Origin of the sequence: Sphaerisporangium sp. NPDC049003, from assembly GCF_043197795.1 — a bacterium.
Classification (GTDB): domain Bacteria; phylum Actinomycetota; class Actinomycetes; order Streptosporangiales; family Streptosporangiaceae; genus Sphaerisporangium.
The window spans coordinates 1-24520 of the sequence record NZ_JBICTU010000014.1 but is presented as its reverse complement, the minus strand read 5'-3'; the positions used below and the strand labels follow the sequence as shown (position 1 = coordinate 24520).

The 24520-nt window shown below is 66.1% G+C and carries 33 protein-coding genes; all 33 read right to left on the bottom strand.

Features of this window, described 5'->3' with window-relative positions:
* Window positions 1–68: 68 nt before the first annotated feature.
* Complete coding sequence (rpsM, locus tag ACGFIV_RS16955) at window positions 69–449, bottom strand: 30S ribosomal protein S13 (protein ID WP_262849274.1); 381 nt, start codon at window positions 447–449, stop codon at window positions 69–71.
* A 205-nt stretch (window positions 450–654) separates the two neighbouring features.
* Window positions 655–768: a 50S ribosomal protein L36 gene (rpmJ, locus tag ACGFIV_RS16950; protein WP_003956441.1), complete on the bottom strand. Its 114-nt coding sequence runs from the start codon at window positions 766–768 to the stop codon at window positions 655–657.
* A 103-nt stretch (window positions 769–871) separates the two neighbouring features.
* Window positions 872–1093: a translation initiation factor IF-1 gene (gene infA, locus ACGFIV_RS16945; protein ID WP_012887858.1), complete on the bottom strand. Its 222-nt coding sequence runs from the start codon at window positions 1091–1093 to the stop codon at window positions 872–874.
* Between the two features lie 820 nt (window positions 1094–1913).
* Window positions 1914–2342: a DUF1707 domain-containing protein gene (locus ACGFIV_RS16940; protein WP_392835760.1), complete on the bottom strand. Its 429-nt coding sequence runs from the start codon at window positions 2340–2342 to the stop codon at window positions 1914–1916.
* 62 nt (window positions 2343–2404) lie between these two features.
* A complete protein-coding gene (gene map / locus ACGFIV_RS16935) occupies window positions 2405–3247 on the bottom strand; it encodes a type I methionyl aminopeptidase (protein WP_358546912.1) in 843 nt (280 codons plus the stop codon).
* 126 nt (window positions 3248–3373) lie between these two features.
* Complete coding sequence (locus tag ACGFIV_RS16930) at window positions 3374–4027, bottom strand: adenylate kinase (RefSeq protein ID WP_358546915.1); 654 nt, start codon at window positions 4025–4027, stop codon at window positions 3374–3376.
* Window positions 4027–5334, bottom strand: a complete 1308-nt coding sequence (gene secY, locus ACGFIV_RS16925; protein ID WP_358546918.1) for a preprotein translocase subunit SecY — start codon at window positions 5332–5334, stop codon at window positions 4027–4029. The genes ACGFIV_RS16930 and secY overlap by 1 nt, the downstream gene beginning before the upstream one ends.
* Before the next feature lie 166 nt (window positions 5335–5500).
* A complete protein-coding gene (gene rplO / locus ACGFIV_RS16920) occupies window positions 5501–5974 on the bottom strand; it encodes a 50S ribosomal protein L15 (RefSeq protein WP_358546921.1) in 474 nt (157 codons plus the stop codon).
* A gap of 2 nt (window positions 5975–5976) precedes the next feature.
* The gene (gene rpmD, locus ACGFIV_RS16915; RefSeq protein ID WP_030451484.1) at window positions 5977–6159 is read right to left on the bottom strand and encodes a 50S ribosomal protein L30; all 183 of its coding nucleotides are present in this window, start codon (window positions 6157–6159) and stop codon (window positions 5977–5979) included.
* A gap of 3 nt (window positions 6160–6162) precedes the next feature.
* Window positions 6163–6795, bottom strand: coding sequence for a 30S ribosomal protein S5 (gene rpsE / locus ACGFIV_RS16910; protein WP_114032746.1), 633 nt, complete (start codon window positions 6793–6795; stop codon window positions 6163–6165).
* A 49-nt stretch (window positions 6796–6844) separates the two neighbouring features.
* Window positions 6845–7225 (bottom strand): 50S ribosomal protein L18, encoded by a 381-nt coding sequence (rplR, locus tag ACGFIV_RS16905; protein WP_358546924.1) that lies wholly within the window; start codon window positions 7223–7225, stop codon window positions 6845–6847.
* 2 nt (window positions 7226–7227) lie between these two features.
* Window positions 7228–7770, bottom strand: coding sequence for a 50S ribosomal protein L6 (gene rplF / locus ACGFIV_RS16900; RefSeq protein ID WP_358546926.1), 543 nt, complete (start codon window positions 7768–7770; stop codon window positions 7228–7230).
* Between the two features lie 19 nt (window positions 7771–7789).
* Window positions 7790–8188 carry a 30S ribosomal protein S8 gene (gene rpsH, locus ACGFIV_RS16895; RefSeq protein ID WP_262849247.1) on the bottom strand — a complete coding sequence of 133 codons (399 nt, stop codon included), beginning with the start codon at window positions 8186–8188 and terminating at the stop codon, window positions 7790–7792.
* A gap of 176 nt (window positions 8189–8364) precedes the next feature.
* Window positions 8365–8550 (bottom strand): type Z 30S ribosomal protein S14, encoded by a 186-nt coding sequence (locus ACGFIV_RS16890; RefSeq protein ID WP_248964959.1) that lies wholly within the window; start codon window positions 8548–8550, stop codon window positions 8365–8367.
* Complete coding sequence (rplE, locus tag ACGFIV_RS16885; RefSeq protein WP_358546929.1) at window positions 8550–9125, bottom strand: 50S ribosomal protein L5; 576 nt, start codon at window positions 9123–9125, stop codon at window positions 8550–8552. The genes ACGFIV_RS16890 and rplE overlap by 1 nt, the downstream gene beginning before the upstream one ends.
* Complete coding sequence (gene rplX, locus ACGFIV_RS16880) at window positions 9125–9433, bottom strand: 50S ribosomal protein L24 (RefSeq protein WP_358546932.1); 309 nt, start codon at window positions 9431–9433, stop codon at window positions 9125–9127. Before rplX ends, rplE begins: the two co-directional genes overlap by 1 nt.
* On the bottom strand, window positions 9433–9801 hold the full coding sequence (gene rplN, locus ACGFIV_RS16875; protein WP_189162756.1) for a 50S ribosomal protein L14: 369 nt from the start codon (window positions 9799–9801) through the stop codon (window positions 9433–9435). The genes rplX and rplN overlap by 1 nt, the downstream gene beginning before the upstream one ends.
* Before the next feature lie 148 nt (window positions 9802–9949).
* Window positions 9950–10234 carry a 30S ribosomal protein S17 gene (rpsQ, locus tag ACGFIV_RS16870; protein ID WP_344952248.1) on the bottom strand — a complete coding sequence of 95 codons (285 nt, stop codon included), beginning with the start codon at window positions 10232–10234 and terminating at the stop codon, window positions 9950–9952.
* Window positions 10227–10463: a 50S ribosomal protein L29 gene (rpmC, locus tag ACGFIV_RS16865; protein WP_114032840.1), complete on the bottom strand. Its 237-nt coding sequence runs from the start codon at window positions 10461–10463 to the stop codon at window positions 10227–10229. The genes rpsQ and rpmC overlap by 8 nt, the downstream gene beginning before the upstream one ends.
* On the bottom strand, window positions 10463–10882 hold the full coding sequence (gene rplP, locus ACGFIV_RS16860) for a 50S ribosomal protein L16 (protein ID WP_184608221.1): 420 nt from the start codon (window positions 10880–10882) through the stop codon (window positions 10463–10465). Before rplP ends, rpmC begins: the two co-directional genes overlap by 1 nt.
* Before the next feature lie 2 nt (window positions 10883–10884).
* Window positions 10885–11739, bottom strand: coding sequence for a 30S ribosomal protein S3 (gene rpsC, locus ACGFIV_RS16855; RefSeq protein WP_358546937.1), 855 nt, complete (start codon window positions 11737–11739; stop codon window positions 10885–10887).
* Complete coding sequence (rplV, locus tag ACGFIV_RS16850) at window positions 11739–12107, bottom strand: 50S ribosomal protein L22 (RefSeq protein WP_262849231.1); 369 nt, start codon at window positions 12105–12107, stop codon at window positions 11739–11741. Before rplV ends, rpsC begins: the two co-directional genes overlap by 1 nt.
* A 25-nt stretch (window positions 12108–12132) precedes the next feature.
* Window positions 12133–12411 carry a 30S ribosomal protein S19 gene (gene rpsS, locus ACGFIV_RS16845; RefSeq protein WP_248964954.1) on the bottom strand — a complete coding sequence of 93 codons (279 nt, stop codon included), beginning with the start codon at window positions 12409–12411 and terminating at the stop codon, window positions 12133–12135.
* An 11-nt stretch (window positions 12412–12422) separates the two neighbouring features.
* The gene (rplB, locus tag ACGFIV_RS16840; RefSeq protein WP_248964953.1) at window positions 12423–13259 is read right to left on the bottom strand and encodes a 50S ribosomal protein L2; all 837 of its coding nucleotides are present in this window, start codon (window positions 13257–13259) and stop codon (window positions 12423–12425) included.
* 46 nt (window positions 13260–13305) lie between these two features.
* A complete protein-coding gene (rplW, locus tag ACGFIV_RS16835; RefSeq protein ID WP_358546942.1) occupies window positions 13306–13608 on the bottom strand; it encodes a 50S ribosomal protein L23 in 303 nt (100 codons plus the stop codon).
* Window positions 13608–14255 carry a 50S ribosomal protein L4 gene (gene rplD / locus ACGFIV_RS16830; RefSeq protein WP_358546944.1) on the bottom strand — a complete coding sequence of 216 codons (648 nt, stop codon included), beginning with the start codon at window positions 14253–14255 and terminating at the stop codon, window positions 13608–13610. Before rplD ends, rplW begins: the two co-directional genes overlap by 1 nt.
* Complete coding sequence (gene rplC, locus ACGFIV_RS16825; protein WP_344952269.1) at window positions 14252–14905, bottom strand: 50S ribosomal protein L3; 654 nt, start codon at window positions 14903–14905, stop codon at window positions 14252–14254. Before rplC ends, rplD begins: the two co-directional genes overlap by 4 nt.
* Window positions 14906–14919: 14 nt before the next feature.
* Window positions 14920–15228 carry a 30S ribosomal protein S10 gene (gene rpsJ / locus ACGFIV_RS16820; protein WP_012887830.1) on the bottom strand — a complete coding sequence of 103 codons (309 nt, stop codon included), beginning with the start codon at window positions 15226–15228 and terminating at the stop codon, window positions 14920–14922.
* A gap of 273 nt (window positions 15229–15501) precedes the next feature.
* A complete protein-coding gene (tuf, locus tag ACGFIV_RS16815) occupies window positions 15502–16695 on the bottom strand; it encodes an elongation factor Tu (RefSeq protein WP_358546947.1) in 1194 nt (397 codons plus the stop codon).
* Between the two features lie 249 nt (window positions 16696–16944).
* Entirely contained in the window at window positions 16945–18993 is a 2049-nt protein-coding gene (gene fusA, locus ACGFIV_RS16810; protein ID WP_392835988.1) for an elongation factor G, read from the bottom strand.
* 90 nt (window positions 18994–19083) lie between these two features.
* Complete coding sequence (rpsG, locus tag ACGFIV_RS16805; protein WP_358546952.1) at window positions 19084–19554, bottom strand: 30S ribosomal protein S7; 471 nt, start codon at window positions 19552–19554, stop codon at window positions 19084–19086.
* Window position 19555: 1 nt separating this feature from the next.
* The gene (rpsL, locus tag ACGFIV_RS16800; protein ID WP_061253213.1) at window positions 19556–19930 is read right to left on the bottom strand and encodes a 30S ribosomal protein S12; all 375 of its coding nucleotides are present in this window, start codon (window positions 19928–19930) and stop codon (window positions 19556–19558) included.
* Between the two features lie 597 nt (window positions 19931–20527).
* Window positions 20528–24403: a DNA-directed RNA polymerase subunit beta' gene (locus ACGFIV_RS16795; protein ID WP_358546955.1), complete on the bottom strand. Its 3876-nt coding sequence runs from the start codon at window positions 24401–24403 to the stop codon at window positions 20528–20530.
* Window positions 24404–24520 lie beyond the last annotated feature (117 nt).

Sequence of the window (24520 nt, the reverse complement as noted above, 5' to 3'; positions counted from 1 at the left end):
GTCCTGCTGCGTGGACGGGGGCGAGGCGTCGGGCCCTTGCCGGGCCCGGCTCGGCGCCCCGTCGCGGACTACTTCTTGCCGGGCTTCTTCTTGCCGGCCACGGTCTTCTTCTTGCCCTTACGGGTGCGCGCGTTGGTCTGCGTACGCTGACCGTGCACGGGAAGACCACGACGGTGTCGGATGCCCTGGTAGCAGCCGATTTCAATCTTGCGACGGATGTCGGCCTGAACCTCGCGACGAAGGTCACCTTCGATCTTGAAGGTGGCCTCGATGTAGTCACGCAGCGGCACCAGCTCGGTGTCGGACAGCTGGTGGACGCGAAGGTCCCCGCTGATCCCCGTGACGCTCAGGACCTCCTGAGCGCGGCTGCGGCCGATTCCGTAGATGTAGGTGAGAGCGATCTCCAGCCGCTTGTCGCGGGGGAGGTCGACGCCAACCAGGCGAGCCATGGTCGGGCATTCTCCTTCGTTATGGCGGAGGTCCTGCGCGTCACTGCCCCTCCCCATGCCCGGGGTGAGGGCCTCGGCCTCCGACCGAGGGTCGCCCGCGTGGTTCGGCGTGAAGCCGCCTTCGCGGGTGTGATGCGCGATTACATTTGTTCCGGGCCCGGCCCGCCTCGCCCACTAGTGGCTCGGCCGCCCAGCCCGGCCGCGATCAGCCCTGGCGCTGCTTGTGGCGCAGGTTGTCGCAGATCACCATGACGCGACCGTGCCGGCGGATCACCTTGCACTTGTCGCAGATCTTCTTGACGCTCGGCTTGACCTTCATAGTCCCTGTCGTTCCTCAGACGGCCCGCCGCCGGATGCCCGGTCGAACAGCCGCACCGTGCGTCGCACGGGCGGCCGGTCTTCCTCGCTGCCGGGAAGGGGGCTTACTTGTATCGGTAGACGATCCGCCCACGACTGAGGTCGTAGGGGCTCAGTTCAACGACAACCCTGTCGTCGGGGAGGATACGGATGTAGTGCATCCGCATCCGTCCGCTGATGTGGGCCAGGACCTTATGGCCGTTGTCGAGTTGCACCCTGAACATCGCGTTCGGGAGCGACTCAACCACAGTGCCCTCGATCTCGATGGCGCCGTCCTTCTTGGCCATGTCCCTCGCGTTTCACTGATCGGTCGTCTGAGGTATCGGCACACTACGCAGCCGCGACCTAGAGCACGTTGAGGATGCGGCGATATCTGGACCGCCGACGCGCAATGGTCATAGTGAACCGACAAAGGAGTGTACGACAACCGGCGAGGAATTGCGAAACGCCTGGCGCTTGTCCGGACACAACCGACCACTAGCGTACCCCAGACCGCCCGCATGGTGGGACGCCCCTCCGTACGCCATCAGGCAAGAGATGTACACGCCTGAGCAGGGAGTTACAGGAGGAATGGGGGACGCGCCCACCCGGCGCTCGGTACCGCCGATACCGGTCCAGAGTGGGCGCGTGCTCATGGGTACGGGGGGATGTGGGGGCTCACGGCGCCCCCTGACCGTTGTCGTCCGATAAAGATCACTTACCCGGCATCGGGCCGGGAAACTGCCATCAGCGGTAAAGGCTACGTTCAATGCCCGTGAACACGACAAGAGCGGGCGCTCCCAGGAAGCGCCCGCTCTCTGACCCCCGGCCGTCGATCCCCCTCACTGGGACCGGACTATCAGTTCAGACGAGGTCGGATCAGCCGCCGTACCGGTGCCAGCCGCTCCAGTCGTAGTCACTGGTCGAGCCCTCGCCGACCCGGAAGCGGAACCCGTCGACGTCCGGGTCGTTGAAGAAGATCCGCTTCGAGAAGTGGCCGAACGCGCGGTAACGGTCGTACCGGTGCCAGCCGCGGTCGTCGTGGTAGTAGACGTCGAACCAGGCGTACTGCCTGTCGTGGTCACGGTCACTCGACGCCGAGCGTGCATTAGTACGCAGAACGGCTGCTCAGCGCTTCTTCCCGTCGTTCTTCGATCCCGTGCCGAAGATCATGCTGACGAGCATGATGGCCCCCCACGGGCCCGCGACCCACATCGGCCAGAAATATCCGCCGAAGTCGGTGAGGGCCCAGATGACCGAGGTCACGGCCACCGCGGAGGCCCAGGCCCCCCAGGCCGCACGGAGATCCTTCTCGGCCTTGCTCTCGGGACGCTCGGCCGGCGGCTGGGCCGTGGCCGGCCGCGCGCGCAGGTCGATGTCGGGCAGATCCGCGGTCAGCTTCTGCAGGTCGCCGAAGGTCCTGCCCGCGTAGACCAGTTCCAGGCGCTCGTTGAACTCGTCCATCGTGAGCCGGCCCTCGGCACAGTGCTCACGAAGGGCGGCCGCGACCCTGTCCCTGTCGCCGTCGGACGCCCTCATATCCGGTGTCGCCGCCATCGTCCTCAACTCCCGTGCAGAGGTCCGCCGTGGGAGGCCGCCCCGCTAACGGTCAAGGGAGCTCATCGCTCCGCCTTGCCGTCGGTGACGACTTCCCCTCCCAGCAGTTCGCTAAGCCGTGCTTTACCCCCGTCGATGGCGGTAAGCACCCAAGGACCATTATCAGTCACCGCGACGCTGTGCTCGAAGTGCGCGGACGCCTTTCCGTCGATGGTCACGACGGTCCAGTCGTCGGCCAGCACCCTGGTGCGGTCCGTGCCGAGGTTGACCATCGGCTCCACGGCGAAGCACATGCCCGGCTCGAAGCGCGGGCCCCTGCCCGGCTTGCCATGGTTCGCCACCCACGGGTCCATGTGCATCTCGGTGCCGATGCCGTGCCCGCCGTACTCCTGAGGAATGCCGTAACGGCCCTGAGAGCGCACGTAGCGCTCAACCTGGTGGCCGATGTCGGAGAGGTGCCCGCCGACCCTGAGGGCGGCGATACCGCGCCACATGGCCTCCTCGGTCACCCGCATCAGCTCGGTCAGCTTCGGGTCGACCTCGCCGACGCCCATCGTGATCGCCGAGTCGCCGTGCCAGCCGTCGAGGATCGCGCCACAGTCGATCGAGATGACGTCGCCCTCGGCGAGCGGCCGGCGGTCACTCGGAATCCCGTGGACCACCTCTTCGTTCACGGAGGCGCAGATGGTCGCGGGGAAGCCCTGGTAGCCCTTGAACGACGGGATGGCGCCCTCGTCGCGGATGGCCTTCTCGGCGATCGCGTCCAGGTCGAGCGGCGTCATCCCCGGGCGCACGGAGTTCCGCAGCAATTCGAGCGTGCGCCCGACCACGAGGCCGGCCGCCCGCATCTTCTCCACCTGCGCAGGCGTCTTGATCTGAATCCCGTGCTTGTTCTTCTTGAACACTTACTGGCACCCCCTGGGGTGAAATAACGGACGACGCGGCATCCCAATTCCCCCGATTGTCCCCCAACAAGCCGAACGCCACCCCTGGGAAACGACCCCAGAAGTGGCGTTTGGCGTTGAAATATGTCAGTCGACGAAGCGGCGCAGCTCCGCCATCGCCCGTTGCGTGATCTCCTCGACCGGTCCGGTGGCGTCCACTCCCTGGAGGATCCCCTCATCCGCGTAGAACGAGATCAGCGGAGAGGTCTGCTCCTGGTAGACCTCCAGTCGGTGCCGGATGGTGTCTTCCCGGTCGTCGTCCCGCTGGAACAGCTCACCGCCGCAGGCGTCGCAGACGCCCTCCTTGGAGGACGGGTCGAACACCACGTGCCACACCTTGCCGCAGGAACGGCAGGTGCGGCGCCCGGCGAGGCGACGCACGACCTCCTCGTCGTCGACGACGAGTTCGAGCACGGCGTCGAGAGAGGTGCCGAACTCGGCCAGCATCTTGTTGAGGATCTGAGCCTGTGGCACGTTGCGCGGGAAGCCGTCGAGCAGGAAACCCTCCTGCGCGTCGGCCTCCCCGAGGCGATCGCGGACCATGGCGACGGTCACCTCGTCGGGGACGAGGTCGCCACGGTCCATGTACTCCTTGGCAAGCTTGCCGAGTTCCGTGCCGCCCGACACGTTGGCACGGAAAATGTCACCTGTCGAGATCTTCGGGATGGACAGGTTCGATGCGATGAACTGGGCCTGTGTCCCCTTGCCCGCTCCGGGGGGCCCGACCAGGACGACGCGCACTACTTGAGGAAGCCCTCGTAGTTCCGCTGCTGCAGCTGGCTCTCGATCTGCTTCACGGTGTCCAGCCCAACACCAACCATGATCAGAATGCTCGTGCCTCCGAACGGGAAGTTCTGGCTCGCTCCTGCCACCGCCAGCGCGATGATCGGCACCATGGAGATCAGGCCCAGATACAGCGAACCGGGGGCGGTCAACCGTGTGAGCACGTAGTTGAGATACTCAGCGGTCGGCCGTCCCGGGCGGATGCCCGGGATGAATCCACCGTACTTCTTCATGTTGTCGGCGACTTCAACGGGGTTGAAGGTGATGGACACGTAGAAGTAGGTGAAGAAGATGATCAGCACGAAGAACGTGGCCATGTAGACCGGGTGGTCGCCTCGGACGAAGTTCTGCGCCAGCCACTGGACGACCGCGCCGGGGTTCTCCTTGTTGCCGAACAGCGACACAACGAGCTGCGGGAGGTAGAGCAGCGAAGAGGCGAAGATGACCGGGATGATGCCCGCCTGGTTCACCTTCAACGGGATGTAGGTCGAGGTCCCGCCGTACATCCGGCGGCCCACCATGCGTTTGGCGTACTGCACCGGGATGCGGCGCTGCGCCTGCTCGACGAACACCACGGCAGCGATCATGAACACACCGACCACCATCACCACGACGAAGGTGAAGGCGTTCTGGCGGAAGATGTTCAGGAGCTCGGACGGGAAGACCGCGATCACCTGGGTGAAGATGAGGATCGACATGCCGTTGCCGACACCGCGGTCGGTGACGAGCTCGCCGAGCCACATGATCACGGAGGTGCCGGCCGTCATCACGACCACCATCGTCACGATGGTGAAGGCGTCGTTGTTGATGAGGAGCGGCTGGCGGCAGTTGGGGAACAGCTGCCCGGTGCGCGCGAGCGCCACGAACGCGGTCGACTGCAGGATCGCGAGGCCGATGGTCAGGTAACGCGTGTACTGCGTGATCTTCGCATTTCCGGCCTGGCCTTCCTTCTTGAGGGCCTCAAGTCGGGGGATGACCACAGTGAGCAGCTGGAGGATGATGCTGGACGTGATGTACGGCATGATGCCGAGCGCGAAGACTGAAAGTTTCAGTAGCGCGCCGCCACTGAACAGCTGCACCATGCCATAGATGTTGGCGGCGTCGCTCGACTGCGCCTCTTTCAAACACTGCTGGACATTGATCGTGTTCACACCGGGGGTCGGCAGCACCGAGCCCAGCCGGAACAGAACGATGATGCCCAACGTGAAGAGCAACTTGTTGCGCAGGTCGGGCGTACGGAACGCCCGGGTAATCGCGGTCAGCACGGCCCCTCCTGCGCGCCTGAAAGGCGGTATCGGTCAGCGAAGGTCTGGGAGTGATCCATCGGCACATCTCTGGTCAACGAGCCCTGGACAGCCTTCTGTCCAGCGCACTCTAACGCACTACGGGCGCGGTGGCTCTCTGTGAGCCCCCGCGCCTCGTATTGCCTGCCTACAGCTCGGTGACGGCGCCACCGGCCGCAGCGATCTTCTCCTTCGCGGAGGCGGAGAAAGCGTGCGCCTGCACGTTCAACGCCACCGAGATGTCACCGGTTCCCAGAATCTTGACCGGCTGGTTCTTGCGGACCGCACCCCGCTCGACCAGCGTCTCCACGCTGACGTCTCCGCCATCGGGGAACAGCTCGCCGAGCCTGTCCAGGTTGACGACCTGATAGGTCGTCTTGAACATGGCGTTCGAGAAGCCCTTCCGCTTCGGCAGCCGCCGCTGGAGCGGAACCTGGCCACCCTCGAAGCCGAGAGGAACACTCGTACGGGACTTGGTGCCCTTGGTGCCACGACCGGACGTCTTGCCCTTGGACGCCTCGCCACGGCCCTTGCGGACCTTGGACTTGTTGGCGCCGGGAGCCGGACGCAGGTGGTGGATGCGCAGCGGCGTACCGCCGCCGTTGTTCTCAGCGTTAGCCATGACTAGTCGACCTCTTCCACCTCGACGAGGTGCGTCACCACGGCGACCATCCCCCGGATCTCCGGGCGGTCCTCCTTGACGACGACGTCGCCGATTCGCTTCAGGCCCAGCGAGCGCAGCGAGTCACGCTGGTTCTGCTTGCCACCGATCTTCGATCGGGTCTGGGTGATCTTGAGACGAGCCATCGGCTAGCTCACCGCCTTCGCCGCCGCGGCGGCCTCGGCGATGCCTTCGGCACGGGCCTTGAGCATGCGCACAGGGGCGACGTGCTCGATCGGCAGTCCACGGCGCGCGGCGATCTCCTCGGGCCGGCTGAGGCCCTTCAGGGCCGCCACGGTGGCGTGGACGATGTTGATCGGGTTGTCCGAGCCGAGCGACTTGGACAGCACGTCGTGGATCCCGGCGCACTCCAGGACGGCGCGCACAGGACCACCCGCGATGACACCGGTACCGGGCGAGGCCGGACGCAGGAGAACGACGCCGGCGGCGTCCTCACCCTGCACGGTGTGAGGGATGGTGCCCTGGATGCGCGGCACCTTGAAGAAGTGCTTCTTGGCCTCCTCGACACCCTTGGCGATCGCCGCGGGCACCTCCTTGGCCTTGCCGTATCCGACACCGACCAGGCCGTTGCCGTCACCGACGACAACCAGGGCGGTGAAGCTGAAGCGCCGACCACCCTTGACGACCTTGGCCACTCGATTGATCTTCACGACGCGCTCGATGTACGAGACGCCCTTCTCGGCAGCGCCGCCGCGGCGATCGTCGCGACGGTCACGCCGCTCACCACCGCCGCCGGCACCGCGACGCGGAGCTGCAGCCATCAGTGGTTCCTCTCCTCGTTGCTCTTGATTGCGATCCTGGCTGGAGACATCAGAACTCCAGCCCGCCTTCTCGGGCGCTGTCCGCGAGGGCCGCGATGCGGCCCGCGTAGCGGTTGCCACCGCGGTCGAGAACGACAGCGGTGATCCCGGCGGCCTTGGCCCGCTGAGCGAGGAGCTCGCCGACCTTCTTAGCCTTGTCCGTCTTGGTGCCCTCGCCGGTACGGAGAGAGGCGTCCAGCGTGGACGCGCTCACCAGCGTGTGACCGGCGGTGTCGTCCACGATCTGCACGAACAGGTGACGCGCGGAGCGGTTGACGACGAGACGCGGGCGGGCCGGCGAGCCGACGACCTTCTTGCGGACGCGGCGGTGACGGCGCGAGCGCGAGAGAGCGCGCGCGGCCGTGTGCTTGGCAACCTTGGTGAAGGCCATGACTACTTACCAGCCTTTCCGACCTTGCGGCGGATGACTTCGCCCTGGTACCGCACACCCTTGCCCTTGTAAGGGTCAGGCTTGCGCAGCTTGCGAATGTTCGCGGCGACCTCGCCGACCTTCTGCTTGTCGATGCCGTCCACGTGGAACAGGGTCGGCCGGTCGACGCGGAAGGTGACGCCCTCGGGGGCGTCGACGACCACAGAGTGGCTGAAGCCCAGCGAGAACTCCAGCTGCGTCGGGCCCTTGGCCTGGACGCGGTAACCCACGCCGACGATCTCCAGCGTCTTGCTGTATCCCTTGGTCACGCCGTCGACCATGTTGGCGATCAGCGTGCGGGACAGCCCGTGCAGCGCACGGACCTTGTTCTCGTCGTTGGGACGTGAGACGGCGATGGTGCCGTCGTCCCCCCGAGCCACATCGATCGGCTCGGCGACCGTGTGTGAAAGCGTGCCCTTGGGGCCCTTGACCGTGACATCCCGGCCGTCGATGGTGATGTCAACACCATTCGGTACGGGGATGGGCAGCCGTCCAATTCGCGACATGCTGAAATTCCTCCCCTCGTTACCAAACGTAGGCGAGGACTTCCCCGCCCACACCACGCTTGCCGGCCTGCCTGTCGGTCATGAGGCCACCGGACGTCGAGATGATCGCGACGCCCAGGCCGCCCAGGACCCTAGGCAGGTTGTCCTTCTTTGCATAGACCCGCAGACCGGGCTTGGAAACCCGGCGCAGGCCCGCGATAGACCGTTCACGCGTAGGCCCGAACTTGAGCTCCACCACGAGGTTCTTCCCGACCTTGGCGTCTTCGACGGCCCAGGCCTGGATGTAACCCTCCTGCTGGAGGATCTCGGCGATGTGCGCCTTGATCTTCGAGTACGGCATGGCCACGGTGTCGTGGTACGCCGAGTTCGCGTTACGCAGACGTGTCAACATGTCTGCGATCGGGTCGGTCATCGTCATGGCCGGTGGCCCTCCTCACCGCGGTTTCCCTGTGACGGGACCTACGGTGTGGTCGTGGGCGCTTGAAGCAGCGCCCGGTTGATATGACTTATATGTACAGCTGGCCCAGCGCGGGCCTCCGTGTCGCGATCACCGGCAGAGCCGGCCGCGCGTCCATCAGAAGGCCCGCACGCGGGCTACCAGCTGGACTTGGTGATGCCGGGCAGCTCGCCCCGGTGCGCCATCTCGCGGAAGCACACGCGGCACAGGCCGAACTTGCGGTAGACGGCGCGAGGCCGGCCGCAGCGCGTGCAGCGAGTGTACGCGCGAACGCCGAACTTGGGCTTGCGCTCGGCCTTGGCGATCAAGGACTTCTTAGCCATCAGGCCTCCTTAAAGGGGAAGCCGAGAAGCTTGAGCAGCGCCCGGCCCTGGTCGTCATTCGTGGCGGTGGTCACGACCGTGATGTCCATGCCACGCTGACGGTCGACCTTGTCCGGGTCCACCTCGTGGAACATGACCTGCTCGGTAAGACCGAAGGTGTAGTTCCCGTTGCCGTCGAACTGCTTCGGCGACAGGCCGCGGAAGTCCCTGATACGCGGAAGCGCCAGGGAGAGCAGCCGGTCGAGGAACTCCCACATGCGGTCGCCGCGGAGCGTCACGTGCGCGCCGATCGGCATGCCCTCGCGGAGCTTGAACTGCGCGATGGACTTGCGGGCGTGGGCGACGGCCGGCTTCTGACCGGTGATGGCGGTGAGATCGCGCACCGCGCCCTCGATGAGCTTGGAGTCCCGAGCCGCCTCGCCGACGCCCATGTTCACCTTGATCTTGGTGAGACGGGGAATCTGCATGGCGTTCTCGATGCCGAACTGCTCACGAAGCTTGTCCGCGATCTCCTCGCGGTAACGCTCCTTGAGGCGCGGCGTGATGCGCTCGGTCTCAGTTGTGGTGGCGGTCATCAGTTGTCCTCACCCGATTCGTCGGCCTTGTCGGCCTTCTTGGCGGGCTTGTCGTCCTTCTTCGCCTCATCCTTGAGCTTCTTGACGTTGCTCACGTGGATGGGGGCCTCCATGGTCTGCACGCCGCCTTCCTTGGCGCCGCGCGGTCCCTGGTGGGTGACCTTCGAGTGCTTCTTGACCATGTTGACGCCCTCGACTATCACGCGGTCCTCGCGCGGGATAGAGAGGATCACACGACCCTTGGCACCCTTGTCCTTACCGGCGATGACCTGGACGAGGTCACCCTTCTTCACATGTAGCTTCGGCATTACAACACCTCCGGCGCGAGCGAGATGATGCGCATGAACTTCTTCTCGCGCAGCTCGCGACCCACCGGACCGAAGATACGCGTGCCCCGAGGGTCACCGCTGTCCTTGATGATGACCGCGGCGTTCTCGTCGAAGCGGATGTAGGAGCCGTCGGGGCGGCGGCGCTCCTTGGTGGTGCGCACCACGACAGCCTTGACCACATCACCCTTTTTGACACCCGCGGCGGGAAGGGCGTCCTTCACCGTCGCGACGATGATGTCGCCGATACCCGCGTAGCGCCGACCCGAGCCGCCGAGCACGCGGATGCACAAGATCTCCTTGGCACCCGTGTTGTCGGCGACCTTGAGCCGCGACTCCTGCTGGATCACGTCAACTCCCGTGTGTCACGCCGGTTCTCATTCAGTGAGCCTGGCGGAACTAGATTCGGTCTAATGCTCCCTGGTGACGGCTCTGCCATCACCGAGGGGGGACGCCCGCGCGGAAGGCCCCCTTCCGGGGGGCCTCCCGCAGAGCGACTTACTTGGCCCGCTCGAGGATCTCCACGACGCGCCACCGCTTGGTGGCCGACAGCGGCCGGGTCTCCATCAGGAGAACGCGGTCGCCGACGCCGCAGGAGTTGGCCTCGTCGTGGGCCTTGTACTTGGTCGTACGGCGGATGACCTTGCCGTACAGCGGGTGCTTGACGCGGTCTTCGACGGCGACGACGACGGTCTTGTCCATCTTGTCGCTGACGACCAGACCCTCACGGGTCTTGCGGTAGTTCCGCGTCTTCTTGTCGGTGGTCTCAGTTGTCTCAGCCATCGCTCGGCTCCTTCTCGACCGTGATGATTCCGAGCTCCCGCTCACGCATCACGGTGTAGATACGGGCGATCTCGCGGCGGACGGCACGGAGCCGCCCGTGGCTTTCCAACTGACCGGTCGCCGCCTGGAAGCGGAGGTTGAACAGCTCCTCCTTGGCTTCCTTCAGCTTCTGGACCAGCTCATCCTGGTCAGAAGTCCGCAGCTCACCGGCGGTCAGGCCCTTAGCCATCACGCCTCACCCACTTCACGCTTAACAAACCGGCACTTCATCGGGAGCTTGTGCATCGCACGACGGAGGGCCTCACGGGCCACCGGCTCGGATACACCCGAGAGCTCGAACATGACGCGACCGGGCTTGACGTTGGCGATCCACCACTCCGGCGAACCCTTACCGGAACCCATGCGGGTCTCGGCCGGCTTCTTCGTCAGGGGACGGTCGGGGTAGATGTTGATCCACACCTTGCCGCCACGGCGGATGTGCCGGGTCATGGCGATACGAGCGGCTTCGATCTGGCGGTTGGTCACGTAGTGGTGCTCAAGCGCCTGGATGCCGAACTCGCCGAACACGACCCTGGTGCCGCCCTTGGCGGCTCCGCTGCGGTCGGGCCGGTGCTGTTTACGGTGCTTGACCCTGCGCGGGATCAGCATGGTCAGCTCCCTTCAGCACCCGGCTGCTCCGCCGGGCCGGTCTCGGGCGCCCCTGCGGGCGCGGTTGATTCGGTCTTCGGTCCACGACCGCCGCCACGGGGGGCACCGTCGCGGCCGCCACGGCCACCGCCACCGCCGCCGCCCGCACCACGGCCACGCTGCGGCCGGTCGGTACGGTCGCGACGCTGGCCGGCACGCGCACCGGCGGCAGCCGCCTCGCGCTCGGCGCGGCTGGTCGGAGCCTCACCCTTGTAGATCCACACCTTCACGCCGATGCGGCCGAAGGTGGTGCGGGCCTCGTAGAAGCCGTAGTCGATGTCCGCGCGAAGGGTGTGCAGAGGCACGCGACCCTCGCGGTAGAACTCCGACCGCGACATCTCGGCGCCGCCGAGACGACCGGCGCACTGGACACGGATGCCCTTGGCGCCGCTCTTCATCGCCGACTGCATGGCCTTGCGCATCGCCCGCCGGAACGAAACCCGGCTGGACAGCTGCTCGGCCACGCCCTGGGCGACGAGCTGGGCGTCGACCTCGGGGTTCTTGACCTCGAGGATGTTCAGCTGGACCTGCTTCTTGGTCAGCTTCTCAAGGTCGCCACGGATACGGTCGGCCTCGGCGCCACGGCGACCGATGACGATGCCCGGCCGGGCGGTGTGGATGTCGACCTGGACTCGGTCGGTGGTCCGCTCGATCTCGACCTTGGAGATGCCGGCCCGCTCCATGCCCTTCTGCAGCATGCGGCGGATCGACACGTCTTCGGCGACGTAGGACTTGTACAGCTTGTCGGCGTACCACCGGCTCTTGAAGTCGGTCGTGATGCCGAGCCGGAACCCGTGCGGGTTAACCTTCTGGCCCACTAGCGGGTCCTTCCCTTCGGCCTGCCCTGACCTTCCGGCCGGGCTTCGACGATCACGGTGATGTGACTCGTCCGCTTGTTGATCCGATAGGCACGGCCCTGGGCACGGGGGCGGAACCTCTTCAGCGTCGGGCCCTCGTCGACCCACGCCCGGCTCACGACCAGCAGCTCGCGGTCGAGCTTGAAGTTGTGCTCCGCGTTGGCCATCGCGCTCGACAGCACCTTGTAGATCGGCTCGCTCGCCGCCTGGGGGGCGAACTGCAGCACGGCCTGCGCCTCCGAAGCGGGCAGCCCGCGAATAAGGTCCACCACGCGGCGGGCCTTCTGGGGCGTGACGCGGACGAACCGCGCCTGAGCCCTGGCTTCCATCGCTTACTCCTCGTTTCTAAGGCGCTTACCGCCGGCTACGCCGGTCTTCCTTGACGTGGCTGCGGAAGGTCCGCGTAGGCGCGAACTCACCCAGCTTGTGACCGATCATCGACTCGGTGACGAACACCGGGACGTGCTTGCGCCCGTCGTGGACGGCGATCGTGTGGCCGAGCATGTCGGGCACGATCATGGAGCGCCGCGACCACGTCTTGATGACGTTCTTGGTGCCCTTTTCGTTCTGGACGTCCACCTTCTTCATAAGGTGGCCATCCACGAAAGGACCCTTCTTAAGGCTACGTGGCATTTAGGCTGCTCCTACCGCTTCTTCCTCTTGCTCCGCCGACGGATGATCAGTCGGTCGCTGGCCTTGTTGGCCTGACGGGTACGACCCTCGGGCTTGCCCTTGGGGTTCACCGGGTGGCGACCGCCGGAGGTCTTACCCTCACCACCACCGTGCGGGTGGTCGACCGGGTTCATGGCGACACCACGAACGGTCGGGCGCTTGCCCTTCCAGCGGTTACGACCCGCCTTACCGATGTTGATGTTGGCCTGCTCGGCGTTGCCGACCTGGCCCACGGAGGCGCGGCAGCGCACGTCCACCTGGCGCATTTCACCGGAAGGCATACGCAGCGTGGCGTACTGCCCCTCCTTGGCCAGGAGCTGGATCTGCGCGCCGGCGGACCGGCCCAGCTTGGCGCCGCCACCGGGCTTCAGCTCCACGGCGTGGATGAAGGTACCGGTCGGAATGTTGCGCAGCGGCAGGCAGTTACCCGGCTTGATGTCGGCCGCGGGGCCGTTCTCGATGCGGTCGCCCTGCTTGATGCCCGTCGGAGCGAGGATGTAGCGCTTCTCGCCGTCTGCGTAGTGCAGGAGCGCGATGCGCGACGTCCGGTTCGGGTCGTACTCGATGTGAGCGACCTTGGCCGGAACGCCGTCCTTGTCGTGGCGCCGGAAGTCGATGATCCGGTAGGCGCGCTTGTGCCCGCCGCCCTGGTGACGCGCGGTCACCCGGCCGTGGACGTTACGACCACCCTTGCTGTGAAGGGGAGCAAGCAGCGACTTCTCCGGCGTGCTGCGCGTGATCTCGGCGAAATCCGAGACGCTCGCGCCGCGACGACCCGGAGTCGTCGGCTTGTACTTACGGATGCCCATCTTTTTCGTTCATCCCTTGTCGATGTTGCTTGGCAATGCGCGGTGTTCAGCTGATCTGACCGAAGATGTCGATCCGATCGCCTTCCACCAGGCTCACGATCGCCCGCTTCGTGCTCGGGCGCTGGCCGTAACCGAACTTGGTCCGCTTGCGCTTGCCCTGCCGGTTGATCGTGTTCACGCTGGAGACCTTGACGCCGAAGATCTGCTCAATGGCGATCTTCACCTGGGTCTTGTTGGCCGTCTTGCGCACCAAGAACGTGTACTTGTTGTGCTCGTCGATCAGGCCGTAGCTCTTCTCGGAGACGATCGGCTTGATGATGATGTCGCGCGGGTCGGCGATCTTCTGCATCAGGCGTCTTCCTTCCCGCTCTTGCCGAGCCGAGCCACGACCTGGTCGTACGCGGTGCGCGTGAAGACCACGTCGTCGTAGCAGAGCACGTCGTACGTGTTGAGCTGGCCCGCGTCCAGGAGGTGGACCTCCGGCGCGTTGCGCAGGCTCAGCCAGGTCAGCTCGTCACTCTCGTCGACCACGACGAGAACGCTGCGAGCGTTGGTGATCTTGCGCAGCGCCTCCAGAGCGGCCTTGGTCTTCGGGGTCTCCCCGCTGACCAGACCGTCGATGACGTACACGCGACCGCCGGACGCCCTGTCGCTGAGGGCGCCACGGAGAGCGGCGGCCTTCATCTTCTTGGGCGTCTTCTGGGTGTAGTCCCGCGGCTGCGGGCCGTGGACGATGCCACCGCCGGCGAACTGCGGGGCGCGGGTCGAGCCCTGACGGGCGCGGCCGGTGCCCTTCTGGCGGTACGGCTTCTTGCCACCGCCGCTGACCTCACCGCGGGTCTTCGTCTTGTGCGTGCCCTGCCTGCGCGCGGCGAGCTGGGCGACGACGACCTGGTGGATCAGCGGAATGTTGACCTTGGCGCCGAAGATCTCCTCCGGCAGGTCGACGCTTCCGGTCTTCGCGCCGGCCGCGTCGAGGACGTCAATGGTGCTCACTTGGCAGCCCCCTTCTTGGCACTGGTGCGGACGAGAACCAGGCTGCCGTTGGCACCGGGGATCGCACCCTTGATCAGGATGAGACCCTTCTCGGCGTCCACGGCGTGAACCTTGAGGCTCTGGATGGTGGTCCGGACGTTGCCCATCCGGCCGGCCATGCGCAGGCCCTTGAAGACGCGGCCCGGGGTGGCGCAACCGCCGATGGAGCCGGGCGAGCGGTGCTTGCGCTGGGTGCCGTGCGAAGCGCTGAGGCCCTTGAAGCCGTGACGCTTCATGACACCCGCGAAGCCCTTGCCCTTGCTCTTACCGGTCACGTCGACGTACTGCCCGGCCTCGAAGGTGTCGGCCAGGACTTCCTGGCCGATCGTGTACTCGGAGGCGTCCGTGGTCCGAAGCTCGACGAAGTAGCGGCGCGGGGTGATGTCGTGCTTGCGCAGATAATCACCCAGCGGCTTGTTCACCTTGCGCGGGTCCACCTGCCCGTAGCCGAGCTGAACAGCGGAGTAGCCGTCCTTGTCCTCAGTGCGGACGCGGGTCACCACGCACGGACCGGCCTCGACGACGGTGACCGGAACCATCCGGTTGCCCTCATCGAAGACCTGGGTCATGCCGAGCTTCTTGCCCAGGACGCCCTTGATCTGCTTAGCCATGTCAGTGCGTTCCCTCAGAGCTTGATCGAGATGTCGACGCCGGCCGGAAGGTCGAGCCGCATGAGCGAGTCGACGGTCTTCGGCGTCGGATCGATGATGTCAATCAGCCGCTTGTGCGTGCGCATTTCGAAGTGCTCACGGCTGTCCTTGTACTTGTGCGGCGAGCGGATGACGCAGTACACGTTCTTCTCGGTCGGCAACGGCACCGGGCCCGCGACCTTCGCGCCAGTCCGCGTCACCGTCTCGACGATCTTCTTGGCCGAGCTGTCGATGACCTCGTGGTCATAGGCCTTAAGCCGGATGCGGATCTTTTGTCCCGCCATAATGGCCTCGGTGTCCTTCGCTGTCGTCCTGCAAAAGTTTCGTGCGGCCTTTTGCCGCTATGGGTGTCCCACGTGGCAGAGGCCCCGTGACCCGCCTATTTCTTCCGTGATCTTGCAGTCATCTCGGTCTCTCTGGGCCGAGACGGCTGCGAGATCACGGGCCTGGATCGGGCTCGAAGCTCGCTGTGGGCTCCGGGGCCGACTGGTCGGCCCCTTCGTGGTTCGGCGGCCGGCCTCCGGTTCCCCGAGGCCGACCGCCGACCCATGATCGCGCTACTTGATGATCTTCGTGACTCGACCCGCACCGACGGTGCGGCCACCCTCGCGGATGGCGAACTTGAGACCGTCCTCCATCGCGATGGGCTGGATGAGCTGGACGGTCATCTCGGTGTTGTCACCGGGCATGACCATCTCAGTGCCCTCGGGGAGGGTCACGACGCCCGTCACGTCCGTGGTACGGAAGTAGAACTGCGGGCGGTAGTTGTTGAAGAACGGCGTGTGGCGGCCGCCCTCGTCCTTGGACAGGATGTAGACCTGAGCCTCGAACTCGGTGTGCGGGGTGGTCGTGCCCGGCTTGATGATGCACTGGCCGCGCTCGACGTCCTCGCGCTTGATGCCACGGAGGAGCAGACCGACGTTGTCACCGGCCCGGCCCTCGTCAAGGAGCTTGCGGAACATCTCGACACCGGTGACGGTGGTCGTGGTGCTCTTCTCCTTGATGCCGATGATGTCGACGGTCTCGTTGACCTTGACGATGCCGCGCTCGATACGACCGGTCACGACGGTGCCGCGGCCGGTGATCGAGAACACGTCCTCGATCGGCATGAGGAAGGGCTTGTCGGTGTCACGAACGGGCTCGGGGACGTTGTCGTCCACGGCGTTCATGAGCTCGATGATGGAGTCGCCCCACTTCTCGTCGCCCTCAAGCGCCTTCAGCGCCGAGACACGAACGACCGGCAGGTCGTCGCCCGGGAACTCCTGGGCGGAGAGCAGCTCGCGAACCTCAAGCTCGACGAGCTCCAGGATCTCCTCATCGTCGACCATGTCGGCCTTGTTCAGGGCGACGACGATGTAGGGGACGCCGACCTGGCGGGCCAGGAGGACGTGCTCCTTGGTCTGGGGCATCGGACCGTCGGTGGCGGCGACCACGAGGATCGCACCGTCCATCTGGGCCGCACCAGTGATCATGTTCTTCACGTAGTCGGCGTGACCGGGGCAGTCCACGTGGGCGTAGTGGCGCTTCTCGGTCTGGTACTCGACGTGGGCGATGGAGATGGTGATGCCGCGGGCCTTCTCCTCGGGCGCCTTGTCGATCTTGTCGAACGGGGTCGCCTCATTGAGGTGAGGGAAACGGTCGTGGAGCACCTTGGTGATCGCCGCGGTCAGAGTGGTCTTGCCGTGGTCGATGTGCCCAATGGTGCCGATGTTCACGTGCGGCTTGGTCCGCTCGAACTTGGCCTTGGCCACTGCTCTGTCTCCTTAGAGATTCTGACTTGACTTGCGTAGTCTCACTCGGGCTCGGAGCCCGTGGGCCCGGGGCGGCGATCACTCACCGCCCCAGACGAGGGGACCGGAACCAGGTTCCGAGCCCCTCTGGCTGCCGGGCGGCGGTCTCCCGCCGGCCCCAGCCATTCGGACTCCAGGACTGTTCGCCCCCGAGCCCCTTGGCTGCGGGGCGACGATCTCCTCACCACCCGAGCCATCGGACTCCGGGGACTATTCGCCCCGAGCCTTCGCGACGATCTCCTTGGCGATGCCCGGGGGCACCTCCGAATAGGAGTCGAACTGCATGCTGTAGACAGCCCGGCCCTGGGTCTTGCTGCGCAGGTCACCCACGTAACCGAACATCTCTGACAGCGGAACGAGGGCATTGATGACCTTTGCCCCGGTCCTGTCTTCCATTGCCTGGATCTGCCCGCGGCGACCGTTGAGGTCACCGATGACGTCACCCATGTAGTCCTCGGGCGTGGTGACCTCGACGGCCATCATCGGCTCCAGGATTACGGCGTCGGCACGGCGCGCGGCCTCCTTGAAGGCCATCGAACCGGCGATCTTGAAGGCCATTTCGGAGGAGTCGACCTCGTGGTAGGCACCGTCCCGGAGGGTGACCTTGACGCCCACCATCGGGTAACCGGCCAGCACGCCGAACTCGGCGGCCTCCTGGGCGCCCGCGTCCACCGAAGGGATGTACTCCCGGGGGATGCGGCCACCGCTGACGCTGTTCTTGAACTCGTAACCGTCGTTGCCCTCGCCCAGCGGCTCCAGGTCGATGATCACGCGCGCGAACTGGCCGGAACCACCGGTCTGCTTCTTGTGCGTGTACTCGATCTTCTCCACCTTGCGGCGGATGGTCTCGCGGTAGGCGACCTGCGGGCGGCCGACGTTGGCCTCGACCTTGAACTCGCGGCGCATCCGGTCGACGAGGATCTCCAGGTGGAGCTCACCCATACCCCAGATGACCGTCTGCCCGGTCTCCTCGTCACGCCGGACCTGGAAGGAGGGGTCCTCCTCGGCCAGGCGCTGGATCGCGGTGCCCAGCTTCTCCTGGTCGCCCTTGGTCTTCGGCTCGATCGCGACGTTGATGACCGGAGCCGGGAAGTTCATCGACTCCAGGACGACCTGGTTCGCCGGGTCGCTGAGGGTGTCACCGGTGGTGGTGTCCTTCAGGCCCATGACGGCGACGATCTGGCCAGCGACTGCCGACGGACGCTCTTCGCGCTTGTTGGCGTGCATCTGGTAGATCTTGCCGATGCGCTCCTTCTTGCCCTTCACCGAGTTCACGACCGACGTACCGGTCTCGAGCGTGCCCGAGTAGATACGGATGAAGGTCAGCTTGCCCAGGTGCTGGTCGCTCATGATCTTGAAGGCCAGAGCGGAGAACGGCTCGTTCGGGTCCGCGTGACGCTCGATGACCTGGTCCTCGTGGCCGACCGCGTGCCCCTGGAGAGCGGGGATGTCGGTCGGGGCCGGAAGGTAGGCCACGATCGCGTCGAGCAGGGGCTGCACGCCCTTGTTCTTGAACGCGGTGCCGCACAGGACCGGGTTGAGGGAGCTGGCCAGCGTCGCACGGCGGATGCCGGCGACCAGCTGCTCCTCGGTGGGCTCGACGCCCTCCAGGAACAGCTCCATGAGCTCGTCGTCGTGCTCGGCGACGGTCTCGATGAGCTTGTCGCGCCACTCACGGGCGACGTCGGCGTGGTCGGCCGGGATGTCGACGGTGTCGTACATCTCGCCCTTGGCCGCCTCGGCGCTCCAGATCAGGCCCTTCATCTTCACCAGGTCGATGATGCCCTTGAAGTCGGCCTCGACGCCCCAGGGAAGCTGGATGACCAGCGGAGTCGCACCCAGGCGGGACACGATCATGTCGACGCAGCGGTGGAACTCGGCGCCGACCCGGTCCATCTTGTTGACGAAGCAGATGCGGGGAACGCCGTAACGGTCGGCCTGGCGCCACACCGTCTCAGACTGCGGCTCGACACCGGCGACGGCGTCGAAGACCGCGACCGCACCGTCAAGGACGCGCAGCGACCGCTCCACCTCGACGGTGAAGTCGACGTGGCCGGGAGTGTCGATGATGTTGATCGTGTGATCAAGCCACATGCAGGTGGTCGCGGCGGAGGTGATGGTGATGCCGCGCTCCTGCTCCTGCTCCATCCAGTCCATCGTGGCAGCGCCCTCGTGGACTTCACCGATCTTGTAGTTGATACCGGTGTAGAACAGGATGCGCTCGGTCGTGGTGGTTTTGCCCGCGTCGATATGGGCCATGATCCCGATGTTGCGGACCCTGGCCAGGTCAAGAGCGGTCGTTGTCGCCACTTCTCTCGCGTCCTCGTCGTCTCGTCGTCGCCGCTGGGGTTACCAGCGGTAGTGGGCGAAGGCCTTGTTGGACTCGGCCATCTTGTGCGTGTCCTCACGCCGCTTGACGCTGGCGCCGAGGCCGTTGCTGGCGTCGAGCAGCTCGTTCATCAGCCGCTCGGTCATGGTCTTCTCGCGGCGGGCGCGGGAGTACTGCACCAGCCAGCGGAGCGCCAGGGTGGTGCTGCGCGCCGCGCGCACCTCGACCGGCACCTGGTAGGTGGCGCCACCGACACGGCGGCTGCGCACCTCAAGAGTGGGCTTCACGTTGTCGAGAGCGCGCTTCAGCGTGACGACCGGGTCGTTGCCCGACTTGTCCTTGCAGCCCTCGAGGGCGTCGTAGACGATCGACTGGGCGAGCGATCGCTTGCCGTTCAGCAGCACCTTGTTGATGAGCGCGGTGACCAGCGGTGAGTTGAACACCGGGTCTGCGACAAGCTGTCGGCGCCCAGCGGGACCCTTGCGCGGCATGTCAGCTCTTCTCCTTCTTCGCGCCGTAACGGCTGCGGGCCTGCTTGCGGTTGCGGACGCCCTGGGTGTCCAGCGAACCGCGGATGATCTTGTATCGAACACCCGGCAGGTCCTTCACACGACCGCCACGCACGAGCACGATGGAGTGCTCCTGAAGGTTGTGACCGACACCAGGGATGTAGGCCGTTACCTCGATGCCGTTGGTGAGCCGGACACGCGCCACCTTGCGGAGGGCGGAGTTCGGCTTCTTGGGGGTCGTCGTATACACGCGCGTGCAGACGCCGCGCCGCTGGGGGCTCCCCTTGAGCGCCGGGGTCTTGGTCTTACTGACCTTGTCCTGGCGGCCCTTGCGGACCAGCTGCTGAATCGTGGGCACCGCGTCTCCGTTCATGCTTGGCCGGTAATTCGAAAAGTCGTGCGTTTCGCAGGCTCTGCCGGTGTCATGACCTGCTGTTTTTCCCTCGGCTCCGACCCACGCGCTCGGGCGTGTCGCGATCTTTGCCGCACTGTGCCCGGCGATGGCCTGACCAGCGGAGGAGATCACGCGGCGTCCATACGGCCCCCGTGAGGGCCTTGGAGCGCACGCATGTGAGCCCATGAAGCCACGGGCACGAAGGGCAAGACTACCTAGCCCATCGCAACACGTCAAAACGGTTGCGCCGAGCCGCTTATGCGGGCGGCTTCGGGGCGTGTCGTGGTCCCGCGGCCGGTTTCCCCCCGACCGCTATTAGGCTCCCGACAAGTTTACCGGCATGCGGGGACTTCTCTCGACGGTTTCCCCGTGTTGCCCCCCGATGCCACGGTGCGGTCCGCCGGGCCGTACGCGGGACCACACCCGTTCTGGTCTCGCGGCGCGGCCGGGGACCGGCCACAGGCCCGGAGACGACGCGAGGGGCGCCCGCTCCCCTTCCGGGAAGCGCGCGCCCCTCGTCCGCTCGGACCGGAGTCCGGCCGGCTCGCGCCGGCCGGGCCGCTAGCGGTTGTACTGACCGAAGTCGTACTCCTCCAGCGGGACGGCTTCGCCGCTGCCCGTGCCGAAGGTGTAGTCGGTGGCGGAGCCGTCGTAGCCGCCGACGGTGTACATCGCCGCCTTGGCCTCCTCGGTGGGCTCGACCCGGATGTTGCGGTACTGGGACATGCCCGTGCCCGCCGGGATGAGCTTTCCGATGATGACGTTCTCCTTGAGACCGAGCAGGGAGTCGGACTTGGCGTGGATCGCCGCGTCGGTGAGCACCCGGGTGGTCTCCTGGAAGGACGCCGCCGACAGCCACGACTCGGTGGCGAGCGAGGCCTTGGTGATGCCCATGAGGACAGGACGGCCGGAGGCGGGGGTGCCGCCCTCGGCGACGACCTCGCGGTTGACCATCTCGAAGCGCGGCCGCTCGACGAGCTCGCCGGGCAGCAGGTCGGTGTCACCCGACTCAAGCACGTTCACGCGCTTGAGCATCTGCCGCACGATGATCTCGATGTGCTTGTCGTGGATCGACACACCCTGCGAGCGGTACACCTGCTGGACCTCGGCCACCAGGTGGAGCTGCACGGCCCGGGGGCCGAGGATGCGCAGCACCTCGTTGGGGTTGACCGCACCGGCGATGAGCTGCTGGCCCACCGTCACCCGCTGGCCGTCGGCGACCAGCAGGCGCGACCGCATCGACACCGGGTAGGCGATCTCGTCGGAGCCGTCGTCCGGAACGATGATGATCTTGCGGGTCTTGTCGGTCTCGTCGATGCGCACGCGGCCGTCGGCCTCGCTGATCGGGGCGACACCCTTGGGGACGCGCGCCTCGAACAGCTCCTGGACACGGGGCAGACCGTGGGTGATGTCCGCGCCCGCCACACCACCGGTGTGGAAGGTACGCATCGTCAGCTGCGTGCCCGGCTCACCGATCGACTGGGCCGCGATGATGCCGACGGCCTCGCCGACGTCCACCAGCTTGCCGGTCGCCAGCGAGCGGCCGTAGCAGGTGGCGCAGACACCGATCTTGGCCTCGCACACGAGCGCGCTGCGCGTCCTGACGGTCTCGATGCCGGCCTCGACCAGCGCGGTGACGGTGATGTCGCTGATGTCGACACCCGCCGTCGCGATGATCTTGCCGTCCACCTCGACGTCCTCGGCCAGGATGCGGCCGTGCACGTTGCTCTCGGCGTTCTCGGCCTTGCTGAGGTTGCCCGAGGAGTCGCGCTCGCCGACGTGCAGCGGGACGCCGCGGTCGGTGCCGCAGTCGATCTCGCGGACGATGACGTCCTGTGCGACGTCCACCAGACGACGGGTCAGGTAACCGGAGTCGGCGGTACGCAGAGCGGTGTCCGCGAGGCCCTTCCGCTGTCCGTGGGTGGAGATGAAGTACTCCAGCACCGACAGGCCCTCGCGGAAGGAGGACTTGATCGGCCGCGGGATCGTCTCACCCTTGGTGTTGGACACCAGACCACGGATACCCGCGATCTGACGGACCTGCATCTTGTTGCCTCGGGCGCCGGAGTTGACCATCATCCAGACGGAGTTGGTCGCCGGGAAGGCGTTCACCATGTCGGTCTCGACGTCCGCCGTGGCGTGCGTCCAGATCTCGATGAGCTCCTGGCGGCGCTCCTCGTCGGTGATCAGACCGCGCTCGTACTCGCGCTGGACCTTGTCGGCCCTCCGCTCGTACGACTCCATGATCGCGGCCTTGTTCGGCGGCGCGACGACGTCGTCGATCGAGATCGTGACGCCGGAGCGGGTCGCCCAGTGGAAGCCCGCGTCCTTGAGCGCGTCCAGAGCGGCCGCGACCTCGACCTTCGGGTACTTCTCCGCGAGCTCGTTGACGATCGTCGAGAGCTGCTTCTTCCCGATCTGCGAGTTCACGAACGGGTAGTTGTCGGGCAGCGTCTGGTTGAACAGGCACCGGCCCAGGGTCGACTCCAGGCGGTAGGACTCGCCGGCCTCCCAGCCCTCGGGCGCCTGCCAGCCACGCGGCGGCGGGACGTCCTTGACACGGACCTGGATCTTGGCCTGGATGTCCAGCTCGCGCCGGTCGTAGGCCATGAGCGCCTCGGACACCGAGCCGAAGACCCGGCCCTCGCCCTCGGCCCCGTCGCGCTGGGTGGTCAGCCAGTAGAGACCGATGATCATGTCCTGGGTGGGCATGGTCACGGGCTTGCCGTCGGCCGGCTTGAGGATGTTGTTGGTCGAGAGCATCAGGATGCGCGCCTCGGCCTGGGCCTCCGCCGACAGCGGCAGGTGGACCGCCATCTGGTCGCCGTCGAAGTCCGCGTTGAACGCGGTGCAGACGAGCGGGTGGATCTGGATGGCCTTGCCCTCGACGAGCTGCGGCTCGAAGGCCTGGATGCCGAGGCGGTGCAGGGTCGGCGCGCGGTTGAGCAGCACCGGGTGCTCGGTGATGACCTCTTCGAGCACGTCCCACACGACCGGCCTGGCACGCTCGACCATGCGCTTAGCCGACTTGATGTTCTGCGCGTGGTTCAGGTCGACCAGGCGCTTCATCACGAACGGCTTGAAGAGCTCCAGCGCCATCTGCTTGGGCAGGCCGCACTGGTGCAGCTTCAGCTGCGGGCCGACGACGATGACCGAACGGCCGGAGTAGTCGACACGCTTGCCGAGGAGGTTCTGCCGGAATCGGCCCTGCTTGCCCTTGAGCATGTCGGACAGCGACTTCAGCGGACGGTTGCCCGGTCCGGTGACCGGACGGCCGCGGCGGCCGTTGTCGAACAGCGCGTCGACGGCCTCCTGCAGCATCCGCTTCTCGTTGTTGACGATGATCTCGGGCGCGCCGAGGTCCAGAAGCCGCTTGAGGCGGTTGTTCCGGTTGATGACCCGGCGGTACAGGTCGTTCAGGTCCGAGGTCGCGAACCGGCCACCGTCGAGCTGCACCATCGGGCGCAGGTCCGGCGGGATGACCGGGATGCAGTCGAGGACCATGCCGTTGGGCGAGTTGCGCGTCGTGAGGAACGCGGACACGACCTTCAGCCGCTTGAGCGCGCGAGCCTTCTTCTGACCCTTGCCGCTGCGGATCGTCTCGCGCAGCGACTCGGCCTCCGCGGCCAGGTCGAAGTTGTTGAGGCGCTCCTGGATGGCCTGGGCGCCCATGCCACCGCGGAAGTAGCGGCCGAAACGGTCGCGCATCTCGCGGTAGAGCAGCTCGTCGCCTTCGAGGTCCTGGACCTTGAGGTTCTTGAAGCGGCTCCAGACCTCTTCCAGGCGGTCGAGCTCGCGCTGGGTACGGTCGCGGAGCTGACGCATCTCGCGGTCGGCACCCTCGCGCACCTTGCGGCGCTGGTCGCCCTTGGCGCCGGCGGCCTCCAGCTCGGCCAGGTCGGCCTCGAGCTTCTTCTGCCGGGCCTCGATGTCGGCGTCGCGACGCTGCTCGATGTGCTGCCGCTCGACGGAGATCTTCGCCTCCAGCGACGGCAGGTCACGAGCGCGCATCTCGGTGTCGACATACGTGATCATGTAGGCCGCGAAGTAGATGACCTTCTCAAGGTCCTTCGGGGCCAGGTCCAGCAGGTACCCGAGGCGCGACGGGACGCCCTTGAAGTACCAGATGTGGGTGACCGGAGCGGCCAGCTCGATGTGGCCCATCCGCTCACGACGCACCTTGGCGCGAGTCACCTCGACGCCACAGCGCTCACAGATGATGCCCTTGAAGCGGACGCGCTTGTACTTACCGCAGTAGCACTCCCAGTCGCGGGTCGGACCGAAGATCTTCTCGCAGAAGAGCCCGTCCTTTTCCGGCTTCAGGGTGCGGTAGTTGATGGTCTCGGGCTTCTTAACCTCGCCGTGCGACCACTGACGGATATCGTCGGCCGTGGCGAGACCGATTCGCAGCTCGTCGAAGAAGTTGACGTCGAGCACTTCTTATCCCCTCGCTTGAAAATCAGACCTCTTCGACGCTGCTCGGCTCACGCCGGGACAGGTCGATGCCGAGCTCCTCCGCCGCGCGGAAGACGTCCTCGTCGGTGTCGCGCATCT